16 protein-coding genes are annotated in these 17,301 nt (G+C 60.7%); 8 read left to right on the top strand and 8 right to left on the bottom strand.

The genetic code is table 11. The annotated features are described in order from the left end of the window. Positions 1–25: 25 nt before the first annotated feature. The gene (gene bglX / locus QMK52_RS00190; protein ID WP_194440276.1) at positions 26–2,317 is read right to left on the bottom strand and encodes a beta-glucosidase BglX; all 2,292 of its coding nucleotides are present in this window, start codon (positions 2,315–2,317) and stop codon (positions 26–28) included. 238 nt (positions 2,318–2,555) lie between these two features. Here bglX and QMK52_RS00185 point away from each other — a divergent pair, with 238 nt between their 5' ends. From QMK52_RS00185 to QMK52_RS00170, 4 genes are all read left to right on the top strand, one after another. Continuing rightward, entirely contained in the window at positions 2,556–3,167 is a 612-nt protein-coding gene (locus QMK52_RS00185; RefSeq protein WP_078820514.1) for a LemA family protein, read from the top strand. An 18-nt stretch (positions 3,168–3,185) separates the two neighbouring features. After that, the gene (locus QMK52_RS00180; RefSeq protein ID WP_032877302.1) at positions 3,186–3,914 is read left to right on the top strand and encodes a TPM domain-containing protein; all 729 of its coding nucleotides are present in this window, start codon (positions 3,186–3,188) and stop codon (positions 3,912–3,914) included. Between the two features lie 31 nt (positions 3,915–3,945). Then, the gene (locus tag QMK52_RS00175) at positions 3,946–4,563 is read left to right on the top strand and encodes a TPM domain-containing protein (RefSeq protein WP_005785935.1); all 618 of its coding nucleotides are present in this window, start codon (positions 3,946–3,948) and stop codon (positions 4,561–4,563) included. 159 nt (positions 4,564–4,722) lie between these two features. Beyond that, positions 4,723–5,940: an SAM-dependent methyltransferase gene (locus tag QMK52_RS00170; protein WP_320403705.1), complete on the top strand. Its 1,218-nt coding sequence runs from the start codon at positions 4,723–4,725 to the stop codon at positions 5,938–5,940. A 105-nt stretch (positions 5,941–6,045) separates the two neighbouring features. Here the strand turns inward: QMK52_RS00170 and QMK52_RS00165 are convergent, their stop codons facing one another. The 5 genes from QMK52_RS00165 to QMK52_RS00145 form a co-directional block, all read right to left on the bottom strand. Continuing rightward, a complete protein-coding gene (locus QMK52_RS00165) occupies positions 6,046–8,604 on the bottom strand; it encodes a TonB-dependent receptor (protein ID WP_320403704.1) in 2,559 nt (852 codons plus the stop codon). Positions 8,605–8,731: 127 nt separating this feature from the next. Further along, positions 8,732–9,700, bottom strand: a complete 969-nt coding sequence (locus QMK52_RS00160) for a FecR family protein (RefSeq protein WP_005785938.1) — start codon at positions 9,698–9,700, stop codon at positions 8,732–8,734. Further along, a complete protein-coding gene (locus tag QMK52_RS00155; RefSeq protein WP_005785940.1) occupies positions 9,697–10,236 on the bottom strand; it encodes an RNA polymerase sigma factor in 540 nt (179 codons plus the stop codon). Before QMK52_RS00155 ends, QMK52_RS00160 begins: the two co-directional genes overlap by 4 nt. A gap of 137 nt (positions 10,237–10,373) precedes the next feature. Next, entirely contained in the window at positions 10,374–11,246 is an 873-nt protein-coding gene (locus QMK52_RS00150; RefSeq protein WP_005785942.1) for a dihydrodipicolinate synthase family protein, read from the bottom strand. A 30-nt stretch (positions 11,247–11,276) separates the two neighbouring features. Further along, positions 11,277–12,059, bottom strand: a complete 783-nt coding sequence (locus QMK52_RS00145; RefSeq protein ID WP_005785944.1) for an aldolase — start codon at positions 12,057–12,059, stop codon at positions 11,277–11,279. Positions 12,060–12,219: 160 nt separating this feature from the next. Here QMK52_RS00145 and QMK52_RS00140 point away from each other — a divergent pair, with 160 nt between their 5' ends. Beyond that, positions 12,220–12,747: a helix-turn-helix domain-containing protein gene (locus QMK52_RS00140; RefSeq protein ID WP_005785945.1), complete on the top strand. Its 528-nt coding sequence runs from the start codon at positions 12,220–12,222 to the stop codon at positions 12,745–12,747. Positions 12,748–12,793: 46 nt separating this feature from the next. Here QMK52_RS00140 and QMK52_RS00135 read toward each other — a convergent pair whose 3' ends face one another. Further along, positions 12,794–13,810 carry a DUF4917 family protein gene (locus tag QMK52_RS00135; RefSeq protein WP_005785946.1) on the bottom strand — a complete coding sequence of 339 codons (1,017 nt, stop codon included), beginning with the start codon at positions 13,808–13,810 and terminating at the stop codon, positions 12,794–12,796. A gap of 123 nt (positions 13,811–13,933) precedes the next feature. Here QMK52_RS00135 and yiaY point away from each other — a divergent pair, with 123 nt between their 5' ends. Together yiaY and QMK52_RS00125 are read left to right on the top strand one after the other, a co-directional pair. Next, positions 13,934–15,082, top strand: a complete 1,149-nt coding sequence (yiaY, locus tag QMK52_RS00130) for an L-threonine dehydrogenase (RefSeq protein ID WP_005785947.1) — start codon at positions 13,934–13,936, stop codon at positions 15,080–15,082. Between the two features lie 87 nt (positions 15,083–15,169). Further along, positions 15,170–15,844, top strand: coding sequence for an NAD(P)H-binding protein (locus QMK52_RS00125; protein WP_005785949.1), 675 nt, complete (start codon positions 15,170–15,172; stop codon positions 15,842–15,844). Here QMK52_RS00125 and QMK52_RS00120 read toward each other — a convergent pair. Next, positions 15,816–16,292: a DMT family transporter gene (locus tag QMK52_RS00120; protein WP_032877293.1), complete on the bottom strand. Its 477-nt coding sequence runs from the start codon at positions 16,290–16,292 to the stop codon at positions 15,816–15,818. The two genes, QMK52_RS00125 and QMK52_RS00120, sit on opposite strands and share 29 nt — an antisense overlap. A gap of 77 nt (positions 16,293–16,369) precedes the next feature. Here QMK52_RS00120 and QMK52_RS00115 point away from each other — a divergent pair, with 77 nt between their 5' ends. Beyond that, the gene (locus tag QMK52_RS00115; RefSeq protein ID WP_005785953.1) at positions 16,370–17,287 is read left to right on the top strand and encodes a LysR family transcriptional regulator; all 918 of its coding nucleotides are present in this window, start codon (positions 16,370–16,372) and stop codon (positions 17,285–17,287) included. The last annotated feature ends 14 nt before the right edge of the window (positions 17,288–17,301 follow it).

Below are 17,301 nucleotides of genomic sequence, written 5' to 3'. Positions count from 1 at the left end.
CACTGACCGTGTTTACAGCTTCAGCTCAGAGCAGCTCGAAGGTCTGCTGCTGCACATCCTGGGAATCCAGCCCGATCTGCACATTGAACTCCCCCGGTTCCGCCGCGAACTTGAGCTGGGCGTTGTAGAACTTCAAGTCGTCCTCGGTGATGGTGAAGTGCAGCGTGCGCGCTTCGCCGGCCTTGAGCATGACCTTCTGGAAGTTCTTCAGCTCCTTGATCGGGCGGATCATCGAGCCGGCCACATCCTGGATATACAACTGCACCACGGTTTCGCCGTCGACCTTGCCGGTGTTCTTCACGGTGACGCTGGCGTCGAGCTTGCCGGTCTTGTTCAGGGTGGTGGACGACAGTGCCATGTCCGCCAGGCTGAACGTGGTGTAGCTCAGGCCATAGCCAAAGGGAAACAGGGGACCTGTGGTGTCATCGAAGTACTGCGAGGTGTAGTTGCCCGGCTTGCCTGGGGTGAACGGCCGGCCAATGGTCAGGTGGTTGTAGTAGGTCGGGATCTGCCCTACCGAACGCGGGAAGGTGATCGGCAGCTTGCCTGACGGGTTGTAGTCCCCGAACAGCACGTCGGCGATGGCGTTGCCGCCTTCGGTACCTGCGAACCAGGTTTCCAGGATCGCGTCAGCCTGTTGGTTCTCTTCGAGAATCGACAGCGGGCGGCCGTTCATCAGCACCAGCACCAACGGCTTGCCGGTCGCCTTGAGGGCCTTGATCAGGTCGCGCTGGCTTTGCGGGATGTTCAGGTCGGTACGGCTCGACGACTCGTGGGACATGCCACGAGATTCGCCCACGGCCGCGACGATGACGTCGGCGTTCTTCGCCGCTTTCACCGCTTCGTCGATCAATACCTGGGCAGGGCGTGTGTCATCCACCACTTCCGGAGCATCGAAGTTGAGGAAGTTGAGGTAGTCGAGCACCGCTTTGTCGCCGGTGATGTTGGCACCGCGGGCATAGATCACTTTGCCCTTTTCGCCGATCACGGCGTTCATGCCGTCGAGCAGGGTTACCGATTGCGCAGGTCGGCCGGCAGCCGCCCAACTGCCCATCATGTCGATCGGCGCCTTGGCCAGCGGGCCGACCAGAGCGATGGTCGCGGATTTTTTCAGCGGCAGGGTGTCGTTGTGGTTCTTCAGCAACACCAGGCTGCGGCGCGCAATGTCGCGGGCCTCGGCGCGGTGCAGGCGGCTGTCGGCGTAGGTGTCGACCGGGTCATCCTCGGCCTTGCCGATGCGCAGGTACGGGTCCTTGAACAGGCCCATGTCGTACTTGGCGCCGAGCACTTCGCGCACGGCATTGTCGATGTCGCTCTGTTCGATCTCGCCGGACTTGAGCAGCCCGGGCAATTCCTTGCCGTACAGCGAGTCGTTCATGCTCATGTCGATGCCGGCCTTGATCGCCAGCTTGGCGGCTTCGCGCCCGTCCTTGGCCACGCCGTGCTTGATCAGCTCGAAGATCGCGCCGTGGTCGCTGACGGTCAGGCCCTTGAAGCCCCAGTCCTTGCGCAGCAGGTCGTTCATCAGCCAGGTGTTGGCGGTGGCGGGCACGCCGTTGATCGAGTTCAACGCGACCATCACGCCGCCGGAACCGGCCTTGATCGCCGCGTGGTAGGGCGGCAGGTAGTCCTGGTACATCTTGACCGGGCTCATGTCGACCACGTTGTAGTCGCGCCCGCCTTCCACCGCGCCATACAGGGCGAAGTGCTTGACGCTGGCCATCAGGCTGTCGGCATTCGCCGGGCTTGCGCCCTGGAACGCCTTGACCATGACTTCGGCAATCCGCGAGACCAGGTAGGTGTCTTCGCCGAAACCTTCGGAGGTACGGCCCCAGCGCGGGTCGCGCGAGATATCGACCATCGGCGCGAAGGTGATGTCGAGGCTGTCGGCAGCGGCTTCCTCGGCGGCGATACGCCCGGAGCGGCCGATGGCGTCCATGTCCCAGCTGGAGGCCAGGGCCAGGCTGATCGGGAAAATGGTGCGGTGGCCGTGGATCACGTCATAGGCGAAGAACATCGGGATCTTCAAGCGACTGCGCATGGCTGCGTCCTGCATCGGACGGTTTTCCGGGCGGGTGATGGAGTTGAAGGTGCCACCGATGCGGCCGGCGGCGATTTCCTTGCGGATCATCTCGCGGGGCATTTCCGGGCCGATGCTGATCAAGCGCAATTGGCCGATCTTTTCGTCCAGGGTCATTTGCTTGAGCAGGTCGCTGACGAAGGCGTCCTTGTCTTTAAGCGCAGCAGGCTTTGTTTCTGCCCAGACGGGGTGGGTGGCCAGCGTGGCAACAAGGCCGAGCAAACACAGCTTCTTCATGAATATCCTTTTTCGGCTCACTGCACAGCGGTTACGCTGGTCGGCCAAAATGTGGGGAGCGTCTATTGTTGTTCGGGTGTTGTTCAGATAAATGCAGCACACTCTGAACTCTTTTTCGCGCTGGGCATCTTTGTAGCTGATTGGCTCGATGCATTCCAGTGGTGGCGGATTATGCCCCAAGCGCGTGGTTTATAGGGTTAGTCGTCAAATTCCATCAAGATTGGGCAGGAGAAACACCATGCAAGCAGCACAGACTTACCGTTGGGGCTTCAAGGCCGCGGCTTTGCTATTGATCAGCAGCGTGCTGAGCGGTTGCGGCATCAACAACATCCCGACCCTGGACGAACAGGCCAAGGCGGCCTGGGGCCAGGTGCAGAACCAGTATCAACGCCGTGCCGACCTGATCCCCAACCTGGTGGAAACGGTGAAGGCCTATGCCGCCCACGAACAGGAGACCCTCACCGCCGTGATCGAAGCGCGGGCCAAGGCCACCTCGATCCAGGTGGACGCCAGCACCCTCGACAACCCGGAAAAACTCAAGCAGTTCCAGCAAGCTCAGGATGGCTTGAGCGGCGCACTCAGCCGTTTGATGGTGGTGTCCGAGCGTTACCCGGACCTCAAGGCCAACCAGAATTTCCTGGCCTTGCAATCCCAGCTTGAAGGCACCGAGAACCGTATCGCCGTGGCCCGTCGTGATTTCATCCAGACCGTGCAGGCGTACAACACCGAAATCCGTACTTTCCCGGGCCGTCTGTGGCATAGCGTGATGTACAGCGACTTGCCGATCCGCGCCACGTTTGAAGCCACCAGCGCCGATGCCGACAAGGCGCCGCAGGTGAAATTCAAATAACGCTGCCTTGAGGTGTCGATGCGTTTATTACGGATAGGCCTGGCGTTCTGGCTACTGGCTTGCATGGGCATGGCCCAGGCGGCCCTGACCTTCCCGGCATTGACCGGGCGGGTGGTGGACAACGCCCAGATGATCGACCCGGCAACGCGCCAGCAGCTCACTCAACAGCTGCAGGCGCTGGAGCAGACCTCCGGTGACCAGCTTGTGGTGGTCACCGTGCCCGACCTGCAGGGCGTCCCGATTGAAGACTACGGTTATCAATTGGGGCGCGCATGGGGCATCGGCCAGAAGGGCAAGGACAACGGCGCGCTGTTGATCGTTGCCCGTGATGAGCGCCAATTGCGCATCGAAGTCGGTTACGGCCTGGAAGGCGTGCTGACGGATGCGCAGTCCTGGGTGATCATCAACCAGGTGATCCTGCCCAAGTTCAAGACCGGCAATTTCAGCCAGGGCATCAGCGACGGCGTGGCGGCGATGATCCAGGTGGTGGGCGGTGAACCCCTGGCGGTGCCCGCCCATGTGGCGGATGCGAATTTCGCCAAGGATAACCCCGGGTTTTCCATCGGCCTGTTTATCCTGCTGATCGGCGTGTTGTGGCTGTGCAATCGCATGGGCTTGCCGGTAGGCGCTATCCTGCTGGCCATTCTCAGCAGCAGCGGCCGCGGCGGTGGTGGAGGCGGCGGTGGCGGTGGTTTCCGTGGCGGCGGTGGTGGCTTCGGCGGTGGCGGGGCTTCGGGCGGCTGGTAATGACAATAACGAGAAAAGAGCATCTACAACCATGGCATTACTGACTGAACATGAGCAGCGCCAAGTCGCCGAAGCAATTGCCCGGGTCGAAAAAAACACCGACGCAGAACTGGTGACCGTGCTGGCGGCGCGTGCCGACGACTACGCCTACATCCCGTTGCTGTGGGCCAGCCTGATCGCGTTGGTGGTACCGGGCGTGGTGCATTATTTGTCGGGCTACCTGACCATGTACACCTTGCTGTTGGCGCAATGGGCGACGTTTATTGTGTTGTGCCTGGTGTTTCGCTTGCCCAAGGTCACCACCCGCCTGATTCCCCGCTCCGTACGCCACTGGCGCGCCTCGAACCTGGCGCGTCGGCAGTTTCTGGAGCAGAACCTGCACCACACGCTGGGCAGCACTGGCGTGCTGATATTTGTCAGCGAGGCGGAACGCTACGTGGAGATCCTCGTCGATGACGGCATTTCCAAACGCCTGGATGACAGCAGTTGGGACGCCATCGTCAAGACGTTCACCCAGCAGGTGAAACAGGGGCAGACGCTGGCCGGGTTCATTGCGTGCATCGAGGCGTGCGGCGAGTTGCTCAAGGTGCATGTGCCGGTGACGCAAACGCGCAATGAGCTGCCCAATCGCCTGGTGGTACTCGAATAACCCGGCCAACTCAGTTCCAAATGTGGGAGGGGGCAAGTCCCCTCCCACATTTGGATCTACTGTGGCTGCTGGAACTGACCATTGGTCAAATAACCCCGTGCCCTGAACCCCTATCCCCCCTAAAATGCCCGGCATTCTTTGCCCGAGGCGTTTTTGTTCATGTCCGTCACCGCTCAACCCGCCAACCCTGCGCCGGATCATCACGCCCAGTTCATCCAATTGCTGAGCGCAAGCCTTGCGCAAAACGCCTTTATCAAGCTGGTGCTGGCCAAGTACGTCGGTGAGGAAGCCGAGCTGCAACGGCTGATCATCAAGCCGGTCACCGTCAAAGACCAGCCGTGCCTGTCCTTCGTGTACCGCTACAAGACCCGCGACATCACCAAGAATTTCCCCTTGGCTGACGGCGTGGCGGCGATTGCCGAGCTGTTGCCTGCGTCATTCAAGAACGCGCACTTGCTGTCGCTGACTGACGAAGCCCAGCTGGAATACAGCAAGAAGAACAAAAGCTCGCTGTTCAAAAGCCAGCCGCAACAACTGCGCGAAGCACCGTCAGCCGAGCATAACCGTGAGAAGAACCGCTACCTTGACCTGAGCCGGCCGTTTCTCGCCGATCTGGGGGTGACCGATGCCAGGCAGGCGTTGATTCCCTCGATGTCGCGCAAGTGGAAGCAGATCAACAAGTTCATCGAAGTGTTCAGCCATGCGCTGACGTCGTCGCCGTTGAAACTCGACCAACCGGTGCGCGTTGCCGATTTCGGCTCTGGCAAGGGCTACCTGACCTTCGCCATTCACGATTACCTGCGCAACACCCTCAAGGCCGAGGGCGAGGTTACCGGTGTTGAATTGCGCCAAGACATGGTCACCCTGTGCAACAGTGCTGCCGCGCGGCTGGAGCACCCGGGGCTGGTGTTCAAGTGCGGGGACGTACGCAGTGTGGCGCCGAGCGAGCTGGACGTGATGATCGCCCTGCATGCCTGCGACATCGCCACCGATTACGCGATCCATACCGGCATCCGCTCCGGCGCGTCGATCATCATGTGCTCGCCATGCTGCCACAAGCAGATCCGCCTGCAGATCCAGAGCCCGGCGCTGCTCAAGCCGATGCTGCAATACGGCCTGCACCTGGGCCAGCAGGCAGAAATGGTCACCGACAGCTTGCGTGCGTTGTTCCTGGAAGCCTGTGGCTATGAGACCAAGGTGTTCGAGTTCATCTCGTTGGAGCACACCAACAAGAACAAGATGATTCTTGCGGTCAAGCGTACGCAGCCTTTGGACAACGCGCAGTTGCTGGTGAAAATCCAGGAGCTCAAGGCGTTCTACCACATCACTGAGCACTGCCTGGAAACCCTGCTGCGCGCCGATGGCTACCTGGCCTGAAGTGAGCGCGTTCCCTGTGGGCGCTGGCTTGCCTGGGATGACGATGGTGGCTGTACCACGGCTATCGCAGGCAAGCCAGCTCCCACATTTGGAATGCGTGTGTGGTCAGAAGAATCGCGTCACGCTGATCTTCGCATCGCGCCCCTTGGTATAGGCGCGGTCGCCGCTCAACGCAGGGCGGAAGTTTTCGTTGAATAGGTTGTCCACCGTGAAGTTCACCTCGGTGCCTTTGAGGTAGGCCTGCTGCGGGGTCCATTTGGCGAACAGACCCTGGGTGTTGTAGCGCTTGTTGCCGTACTGGTCGTAGAACAAGTCACCCACGCCGGAACCCGGGCCACCGGAGTATTTGTCGCTGGGCAGGCGGTCGGTGGCACCGATGAACTGGCCCATCCAGCCGACCTGGGCATCCCAGGCGGGGATGTGGGTGCCCAGTACCAGCACCCATTTGGTCGGCGGGATATCCCGCGCTGCCACGTCCGGACCCCAGGGGTTAGTGTAGGCGCCCTGGTGCTGGCCTTTGGTGTAGGCGAACGACACCGAACCAAACAAGTAAGTGGAGTTATAGATCGACTCCAGCTCGACGCCCTTGATGGTCATGCCCCCAATATTGCGATAGTTGGACATCGCGCCTGGCGGGCAGGCTGAGGCAATGCTGCCGCCGTTGATGGCCTGGTTCTGGCAACCCACACCAGTGGCCTTGAAGATTTCATCTTCAACCTTGTTGTGGAACAGGGTGGTGCGCAGTTGCAGGTTGTCGTCCTGGGCCAACAGGTTGTCGAAGTTGGTGATGTTGCCCAGGGTGATCGAGGTGATGCGCTCCGGGTCCAGGTCCACGCTGGTCGCGGTGCGGCTGCCCAGGCCCTGTACTTCATATTGTTCGTCGATCACCGGGGCGCGCCAGGTCTGGCTCCAGTTGGCGAACAACCCCACATTCGGCGTCACGGTCCAGAACAGCGCCAGGCGTGGCGACCAGCCGGTGTAGGTGCGGTCGCTGTAATCGTGGCCAACTTTGGGATCGGGGTTGTTGTAATAGGGCGCATCGTTGCCTTCGCCGCGGTTGCGCACATGGTCATAGCGCAGCGACGGGGTGATGGTCACGTCGCCGATAGTCACCGCGTCCTGGATAAAGAAGCTGTTGGTATCGACCTTGCCGTGGGGCATGAAGCCCGGCTGGAAGTGCCCGTAGTTGTAGCGCGCTGTGTTGTAGGTGGTGCCGGGCATCCACATTTCGGTTTCGCGGATGTGCTTGCGGATCTGCCCACCGACGGTCACCGCGTGCTGCAAGGGCCCGGTGTCGAACAGGCTGACGTTGCGGACGTCGAGGTTTTTGTCGGTGTAGGCGGTGTCCATCTTGCGCCCGCCGGTAGCGAGTTGGAAAAACGCGGTGGCGTCACGCTCGTCGGTCTGTTCGGTATTGGACTGGGAGTATTTGACAGTGAGGTCCACCAGCGGGTTACCCAGCGGCTGGTAGTGATACTTGCCCGACCAGGTGGTATCGACCGTATCGCGGTGCGCAAGGAAACGCTTCAATGCCCCTTCGTAGCCGTAGCGGTCGATGTTGAACTGGGTGGGCGGCGTCGGGTAGCTCGCGGCGGAAAACGGTGTCCAGCGGTTGCTGTGAGAGCGCGAGTACGACAGGCCGACACTCTGCTCATCGGTGAAGTACGCGTTGACCTTGAACAACTTGCCGTCCACATCCTGCGCGCTGTTGGGCAAGCGCTGGGGGTTGATCGGGTACTCGTTGTTGTCGTTGGGCAACTTGGCGGCCACCTTCATATCGCCGCCGTCGCGTTGGGTCAGATAGGCCAGGGCGTCGAAACGGCCATCGTCGGTGCGGCCATACACGGCACCGCTGTAGACCTGTTCATGGTCATTGCTGGAGTAGCCGTATTTGAGCATCGCGCCGCTGTTGCGACCGTCCTGGAGCAGGTCCGGGGCGTCCTTGGTGATCATGTTGACGGTGCCGCCGAAGCCGCCATTGCCGGTGAACGGCGAGTTGGGGCCTTTTTCCACTTCGATGCGCTTGATCAGCTCGGGTTCGATAAACACTGTGCCTTGCTGGTAGCGCTCAAAGCCGGTCTTGGTGGCGCCGTCCACGGTCAACGGCACGTCTTCGGCATCGCCGAAACCACGAATGTTGATGGTCTGCCCGCCAGGTTTGAGCGAACCGCCCTGGCTGACGCCGGGCAGGGTCTGCAACAGGCTGGGAATGTTATTGGACTGGTAGCGGTCGATATCGGCCTGGGTCAGGGTGGAGCGGTTGACGGTGCCGGCGTTCACTTCGTTGCCGGTGCCGATCACGCTCAGCGTGTCCAGCTGGATCGCGGCGCTGCTGGTGGCCTTGCCCTCATCGGGGCGCACTACGTAGGTGCTGCCGACCTTGATCAGGGTGAACTCGCCGTTTTTCAGCAGGGAGCGAATCGCTACTTCTGCGGTGTAGTCACCGTCAAGCGCCGGCGCTTTCAGGTTTTTGAGCAGGCTTTCATCGAACAGCAGCTGGATTTTCGCCTGCTGTGCCACCTGGCTCAGGGACGTGGCCAGTGACTGGGCCGGCAGGTGCAGGGTGAACGACTCGGCCTGGGCATTGAGGCTGAAGGCCAGGCACGTGGCCATGAGCGTGGGTCGAAGAAACAGGTGCGAAGCGTGGCAAGGCGCGCGAAACATGAAATCCCCCGGAGCGGCTAAATAGCCAAAAAGGTGTGCGTATCAAACACGGACAGGAGGAAGACGGGGCAGGCCAAAAAAACCACACATGCGAATGCAAGATATTCTCATGTGGGCGGTATGCAGGCTATTTGCTCGGCTCGATTTTCACACTGCCATCGGCCAAGACCACGGTTTTTACCGGCAACAGGGCGGGCAAGGCGTTGAGCAGGGCATCGGGGTCATTCACATCCAGGTTCCCCGACACCTTGAGTTGCGCCACGGCCTTGCTGACCTGCAACGGCGCCTGGGGACGGTACAGGCTCAGCTCGTCGATCAGGCTGGCCAGTTCGCGATTGCGAAACGATAAATGCCCGCTGCGCCAATCGGCCACTTCTTCAGCGCTGAGGGTTTGTTGTTGCAGGGTGCCTTTGGCGTAGCTGTAAGCGGCACGTTGCCGGGCGCCGAGCAGGGTGGTGGGGCTTTTGCTGTCCGGCTCGAACGCCACCTGGCCATGGGCAACGCTCACCACCAGTTGCTGCTGGCCGCGGCGCACGTCAAAACCAGTGCCCACCACCCGTATGATCGACTCGCCGGCTTGCACGTAGAGTGGCCGCTCCTTGTCGGCCGCCACTTCGATATACAGCTGGCCTTTGTCCAGATGCACGACACGTTGATGGGCGCTGAAGTCCACGCGGATGCGGGTGTTGGCATTCACGTACAAAGTGCTGCCATCGGGCAGGTTCAAGGTACGCATACCTTTGGCATGAGCGGCGACCTGGGTGTGATACAGCTCGCGGGGCGCGCCGATGTGGGTCGCCAGCACGGCGCACAGCACGGCAGCGGCCACCGCAAGGGCAGGGCGCCAGAGGGGGCGTTTGCGTTTTGCCAGCGGCAGCGGTTTGTTCAGTTGTTGCAACTGGGCCAGGTCGGCCCACAGCTGTTCGAATTCGGCATAGGCACGCGCATGGGCTGGCACCGCCTGCCAGGCGGCAAAGGCTTTGCGGTCGGCACGGCTGGCAGCGTTGCGGTTGCGCGCAAACCAACTGGCGGCCTGGGCGTCGATGGAGTCGCTCGTTTGGCTGTCCAGGGCGTCGATGTCGCTCGGGCGGTTCATTCTGGCTGCTCCGTGCCGGGGTCGGATTGAAGGCGTCGCTTGCAATGCAGCAGGGCCAAGGCAATATGCTTTTCTACCATGCTGGTCGAAATGCCCATGCGTTCGGCGATCTGTGCCTGGCTCAAGCCTTCGAAGCGGTGCAGCATAAGGGCTTCTCGCCGGCGGGGCGAGAGTTCGGCGAGGACTTCTTTCAACTGTTCCAGGCGTTGCAGGCGAAGGGCGGCGGCCATGGGGTCGTGCTGTTCGTCGGTGACCGGCTCGGTATCCATTTCGGCGTGATCGGAATGGGCGGTGTGCCGTACCTTCTGTTTGCGCCAGTGATCGCGCAACAGATTGCGCGCCATCTGAAACAGAAACGCCCGGGGCTGCTCGACCTTGGCTCGATCGCGGTAGCCCAGCCACTGGGTAAAGACATCCTGAGTCATGTCCGCCGCGTCGCTGGCGTTGTCCGTGCGTTTACGCAGGAAATACAGAATATCTGCATAAAACCCGCGACAGGCATCGGCCGACGACGGGTCGGGCTTGGGATGAGACATGGATATCCTTCTTGACGAAGCACGGCGTGGAAAAGTCGTGAATGATATCGAGAATTATTGCTATTTGTCTCTATTTAAAGGCTGTACTCAATTCAACTGTGGGAGGGAGCAAGCCCCCTCCCACACAGGCCCTGAGTTTATTTCAGAAGTGTTTTGAGTTGCTCGATCCCCGCCTCACCCAGCGGGAACACCGGCAACCTTGGATCCCCCACCTCCAACCCAGTCAAGCGCAACCCGGCCTTGATCGTCGTCGGCAACCCGCCCTTGAGGATGAATTGCAGCAACGGCAACTGCCGGTAGAACAGCTCTCGCGCTTTATTCAAGTCATTGGCCAGCACTGCCTGATACAGGTCCAGATTGAGTTGGGGGATCAAGTTCGGCGCCGCGGTGCACCAGCCTTTGGCACCGGCCGCGAAGGCTTCCAGGGCCAGCGGGTTGCAGCCGTTGTAGAACGGCACGTCACTCTCCAGTTTTAACTGGTGCATGCGCTGGATGTCGCCCGTGCTCTCCTTGACCATGGTCACGTTGTCGACCTGCTTGAGGATGCGCAGGATCAACTCCACCGACATGTCGGTACCGCTGGTGGCCGGGTTGTTGTAGAGCATGATCGGCACGCCGATGCTGTCGCCGATTGCGGCGTAGTGGGCGAGGATTTGCGCTTCGCTGAGTTTCCAGTATGAGGCGGGCAGCACCATGACCACATCGGCACCGTGCGCCTCGGCATAGCGCGCTCGGCGCACGGCCTTGGCGGTGGTCAGGTCGGACACGCTGACAATGGTCGGCACGCGTTTGGCGACTTTCTCGATGCTGTAGGCACTGACTTCGTCCCACTCGGCATCGCTCAGGTAAGCGCCTTCGCCGGTGCTGCCCAGCGGCGCGATAGCGTGGATGCCGCTGTCGATCAAGCGGTCGATAGAACGCCCGAGTGCGTCGAAGTCAACACGCTGGCCATCAGCACTGAACGGGGTGATGGTGTAGCCGATGATGCCGTGAATAGTTGGATTGGACATGGGAAAACTCCGGTCGAAAAAAGGGGGCGATCAGTTCAGGCAATCGGCATGTTTACGCAGATTCTGCCGCGCGTAGTAATTGAACGCAGCGCCATGGCGCTTGGGCTTGGAAATCCAGTCGTGGGCCTCGCGCCCCAGCTCTGGCAGGATCGGCTTGACGGTGCCCGCAGACATCGCCAGCAACTGCAACTTGGCCGCCCGCTCGATCAACTGCGCGATGACACAGGCTTCTTCGATGCTGGCCCCGGTGGACAACTGGCCGTGGTGCGAGAGCAGGATGGCGCGCTTGTCACCCAGCGCCGTGGTGATGATCTCCCCCTCTTCATTGCCCACCGGCACGCCGGGCCAGGCCTCCAGGAACGCGCAATCTTCATACAGCGGGCAGAGGTCCATATGCGACACCTGCAACGGCACTTCCAGCATCGACAGCGCGGCAATGTGCGTGGGGTGTGTATGGATGATGCAGTTTACATCCGGGCGCCCGCGGTACACCCAGGTGTGAAAACGGTTGGCCGGGTTGGGGATGCCATGACCTTCGAGCACTTCCAGGTCTTCGTTGACCAGCAGCAGGTTGCTGGCGGTGATTTCGTCAAAACCCAGGCCCAGTTGCTGAGTGTAGTAGGTGCCAGGCGCAGGCCCGCGTGCGGTAATTTGCCCGGCCAGGCCAGAGTCGTGGCCGTGTTCGAACAGAATTCGGCAGGTCAGCGCCAGCTTTTGGCGCTCGGTCCACGTATTATCTGCCAGGCTGTTTTGCATCTGGCTCAGGGCTTGCTTGACCAGTTGGTCTTTCGGGAGTGCTAATGTCTTGGCCATATCGGTGTCCTTTGGGTAGTTCAATGGACGTCGGATTTGCTGCTCGCCCGCTGCTCGCAAGGTCGTTGGGTGACTGCAAATGACACTAAAGATGCTATATGACACTTTGTGTCATTGGCAAGCACGGCTCATCGCTTTCTGCATGGATTAACCGCAGCAAATGTCTATCCGTTTGAAATTACTGAGAAAAAAACTTGGCGTAACCCTGGAGGCCCTGGCCGAAAAGTCCGGGATGACCAAGAGTTACCTGTCGAAAGTGGAGCGTGGGCTCAACACGCCGTCCATTGCTGCTGCGCTGAAACTGGCCAAGGCGCTGAACGTGAAAGTCGAAGAGCTGTTCAGCGAAGGCAACGTCAGCCTCGACAGCTACAGCCTGGTGCGCAGCCATGAACGGCCCGACACGTCACCGGGTTATGCGGTACTTGCCCATCAGGTGAGCGAGCGCAGCCTGTTGCCGTTCATCATCTACCCGCCGGCGGAGTTCACCGACAAGACCTTCAAGGAGCATTTGGGGGAAGAGTTTCTGTTCGTGCATGAAGGCCAGGTGGAAGTGGATTTCATGAGCGAGCGGGTGCTGTTGGAGCGCGGCGATGCGCTGCATTTCAATGCGCAGAAACCCCACCGGATTCGCTCGGTGGGAGAGGTGCAGGCGCAGTTGCTGGTGGTGGTGCACAGCGCTGAGGAATGACGCTGATCCCGATTTGAAATGCAATCAAATGTGGGGGCGGGCTTGCTCAGTGTTCGACCGGCACCGAAAGCGCCGGGTTACCCAGCGGATGCGTGCGCGCCGCGAAGAATTTCAGTTGCGCTCCTGTACCTTCGAACAGCTGCGAATACCGCTGCTTCTGCTGACGAATAAAGCCATCAGTGCGCCCCGAAACCGAGATCGCCAGGGTGGTGATACCGGCCTGGCGAATCGCATCCGCCAGGTGTTTATCCTGCGGCCCCAAGTCATGCCCGAAAATGCACAACGCGCCTTCATGGCTCAGCAACTGCTCATAACAGAACGACAGATAATCCGAACTGCGAATGCTCTTGAGCTTTTCCTCCACCTTGCCTTCACTGACGAACAGCGGCACATCGTCCAGCGTCTTGATCGTGTTGTTGATCGCGAAACTGCTGAGCAAGGTGCTGTCGGTGGACGGCAGTTTTCGCGCTGTGCCATCAAGGTTGCGCACCAGATGCAGGCCGCCGTGCAGGTAGAGAATGCGCGTGGTGTCGGTGTGGGTATTGCGCAGGTCGAAGCTTGAATCGGCGCTGCGGAACAGGTCGTCGATCCCGGGCGTGTGCAGGATTGCCCAGTAGTTGAGCAAATCGTAATTGCTGGTGAAGACGGTGGCGTAGCGTGCCAACTCATTGTTGATCGTCGCCAGGGTCGATGGCTGCACCAGTCGCCAGGGGATGTGTACGGTGTGAATGGTGTTGATCAACGCTTCCTTGATCGCGTAATAGCGATTACGCGGCGCCGCCGAACTGACCGCCAGGGCCTTGTTGACCCGGCTGGTGGTTTTCAAGGCGCCCAGGGCTTGCTCGAAACTGCGGGTTTGCAGGGCATCGAACACGCTGAGTTCGGATTGGCTTAGGGGTTTTTCTTCAACGGTGCGGGCGTTTTCAAACAGCGAGTCGTAGGCAAAGTCTTCCCAGATCGTGCGGCTGGCGCCGTTGCCGATCAGAATCCCGTTGAAGTCGATGGCGTCGCGCAGGGCGCTCCAATCTTCAAGGTGGGCGTCAATATCCTGGAAATCCTTCATTGCGGCGGGTCTACTCGAAATCGGCTGGAGGGTGACTTTATCACGAGCCGGCGTTGATCCTGATCAAGATGCGCTATGCAGTACCGGTGGATTCTGTCGGCATAAAGCCTCTGAGGATCGACCATGAGCAGCACATTTTTCATCCCCGCCGTCAACATCATGGGCAGCGACTGCCTCGACGAAGCCATGACCGCTATTCGCGCCTACGGCTTTCGTAAAGCCTTGATCGTTACCGACGCCGGTCTGGCCAAAGCCGGTGTGGCCAGCATGATCGCCGAGAAGCTGGCGATGCAGGATATTGACTCGGTGATCTATGACGGCGCCAAGCCCAACCCCACGGTGGAAAATGTCGAGAAGGGGCTGGCGCTGTTGCAACAGACGGCCTGCGATTTCGTGGTGTCCCTGGGCGGCGGCTCGCCCCATGACTGCGCCAAGGGCATCGCCTTGTGCGCCACCAACGGCGGACGCATCGGCGACTATGAAGGCGTTGACCAGTCGAGCAAGCCGCAACTGCCGCTGGTCGCCATCAACACCACCGCCGGCACTGCCAGCGAGATGACGCGGTTTTGCATCATCACCGACGAAACCCGTCACGTGAAAATGGCCATCGTCGATCGCAACGTCACGCCGCTGCTATCGGTCAACGACCCGGCGCTGATGGTCGGTATGCCCAAGGGCCTCACCGCCGCCACGGGGATGGATGCGCTGACCCACGCCATCGAAGCCTACGTGTCCACCGCCGCCACACCGATCACCGACGCCTGTGCGATCAAGGCCATCGAGCTGATCAGTGCCAACCTGCGCCTGGCGGTGCGCGACGGCAACGACATGGCCGCACGGGAAAACATGGCTTATGCGCAGTTCCTCGCTGGCATGGCATTCAACAACGCGTCCCTGGGATTTGTGCATGCCATGGCTCACCAACTGGGCGGTCTGTACGACTTGCCCCATGGCGTCTGCAACGCCGTGCTCCTGCCCCACGTACAAAGCTTCAATGCCAGCGTCAGTGCCAAGCGCCTGAGCGACGTGGCCCGCGCCCTCGGCGCGGACATCAAGGGCATCACCGTGGAGGAGGGCGCCCAGGCCGCGATTGCGGCAATCCGCCGACTGTCCCAGGACGTGGAAATCCCCGCCGGCCTGCGTGAGCTGGGTGCCAAGTTGCAGGACATCCCAGTGCTGGCCGCGAACGCGCTGAAGGACGCGTGCGGGCTGACCAATCCACGACGGGCGGATCAGCGTCAGATTGAGGAGATATTTCGTAGCGCGTTTTGATAGGGCAGCCTCAGGCGGCAGGCGTTAAGCTACACGCTCAACGCGTTCTACTTGAGCAAGCTTGCGGCGTGCCGCTGAGGTTCCCTAATGAGAGTTCTGTTATTCGGCGCCACCGGCATGGTCGGCCAGGGCGTGCTGCGCGAGTGCCTGCTGGCGGCAGATGTGCAGGAAGTGGTCGCCGTCGGCCGCACGCCCCTGACCCAGCAACACGGCAAACTGCATCAGGTGCTGCACAGCGACATGCTCGACTTCCAGCCCCTGGAGAACCTGCTGCAAGGTTTTGATGCGTGTTTCTTTTGCCTCGGTGTCTCGTCGGCAGGCATGAACGAAGCCCGGTACACCCACCTCACCTATGACCTGACCCTGGTGGCTGCCAGTACCCTGGCGCGGCTTAATCCGCAGATGACCTTTATCTACGTGTCCGGCGCTGGCACGGACAGTTCCGAGACGGGCCAATCAATGTGGGCGCGGGTCAAGGGCAAGACGGAAAACGCCTTGCTGCGCCTGCCGTTCAAGGCGGTGTACCTGTTCCGTCCGGGGATCATTCAGCCGTTGCACGGCGTGCGCTCAAAGACGCCCTTGTATCAAGCTTTCTATAGCGTGCTGGGGCCGGTGCTTTCGTTTGTGCGGCGGGTAAAACCGGCTTGGGTGGTGAGCACCGAGACTGTCGGCCGGGCAATGTTACAGGCTGCGAGCCTGGGCGCGCCGCAGCCGGTGGTAGAGCAGGCCCAGATCAATCGCCTGGCGGCTGAGCGCCACTGAACTGGATCAATGCCACGCCGCCGATCAGCAGCAACGCGCCCAACACCCGCGGCGTTGTCAGTTGGCGTTGCACCAGGCCGAACAGGCCGAAATGGTCGAGCAGCAACGAGGCGAGAATCTGACCGGCCATCGCCAACGCAATAAACCCTGACGCGCCGAGTTTGGGCAGCAGCATCAACGCCAGTGAAATAAAACAGACGCCGAAGGCGCCACCGGCCCACATCCACAACGGAGCCTTGGTGATAAACGTCAGGCTCGGCAAGGGCAGACGCAAAGCGATAATCACTGGCAGCAGCACGATGATACTCACCAGCAACGACGCCAAGGTGGCCCACAATGGATGGCCGAGGCCGCGCCCAAGATTAGCGTTGATTGCACTTTGAAACGGCACCACGGCTCCGGCGATCACCGCCAGCGCTAACAAACCCATCCAATGCAACACGCTCATCTCCATGCTCCCAGAAGTTTCGCTGGACTCTAGGTTATTCGTCGTGCAGATTTAAATTCCAAGTTCTTATACAGACCATGCAGCTGATGAATGATCTACGCCGCATCGACCTTAACCTGCTGGTGATCCTCGACGCCTTGCTCAGCGAGCAACACGTGACCCGCGCCGCCGAGCGCCTGCACCTGAGCCAGCCGGCGGTGAGCCACGCGTTGGCGCGGCTGCGCGATATGCTTGGCGATCCGCTGTTGGTGCGTCAGGGCGGCGCGCTGGTGCCCACGGCTCGGGCTCTGGAGTTGGCAGCGCCATTGGCCGAAGCGCTGGGCCAGGTGCAGGCATTATTGGCGCCGAATCGTTTTGACCCCACCTCGGCCAAGCGCCGCTTTCGCGTGGCAATGTCAGACTACAGCGCAGCGATCCTCCTACCAGGATTGGTCCGCGTCCTGCGCAGTGAAGCGCCGGGCATCGACCTGCAGATCATCCAGGCCAGCCGCGAAGGCATGGTTGACGGCGTGCTTAATGGCGATCTCGACCTGGCGGCGGGCGTATTCCCCGACATGCCCGCCGAACTGTGTACGACGCCATTGTTCGAAGAGCATTACACCTGCCTGGTCGACCGCCACAGCCTTGCACCCAGCGGTGCGCTGGACCTGCCGACTTACCTGTCGCGCCCACATGTGCTGTTGGAGATGCGCGGCAGCGGTACCCCGGAAATCGAACGGGCACTGACTGCGATACGTGAACGGCGGCATGTGGCAATCAGCCTGCCGCACTGGGGCGTGGCGCCACAGTTGATCGAGGGCACGGACCTGATTTTGACGGTGTCGTCCCGGGGTTTACTGAATATCGACCATCAACATTTGCTGACCGTGCCACCGCCGTTTCATATTCCCTCGTTTGCTTTTGAGCTGGCCTGGCATGTGCGGCGGGGTGGTGATTCTGGGTTGCAGTGGTTGATTGGGCGGGTGCGCGGTGTATTGTCCGATGGTCACCGATAATAAGAGAAAACCTA

Origin of the sequence: Pseudomonas sp. P9_2 (assembly GCF_034008255.1) — a bacterium.
Lineage (GTDB): Bacteria > Pseudomonadota > Gammaproteobacteria > Pseudomonadales > Pseudomonadaceae > Aquipseudomonas > Aquipseudomonas synxantha_A.
This window is presented reverse-complemented; position numbering and strand designations above follow the sequence as displayed.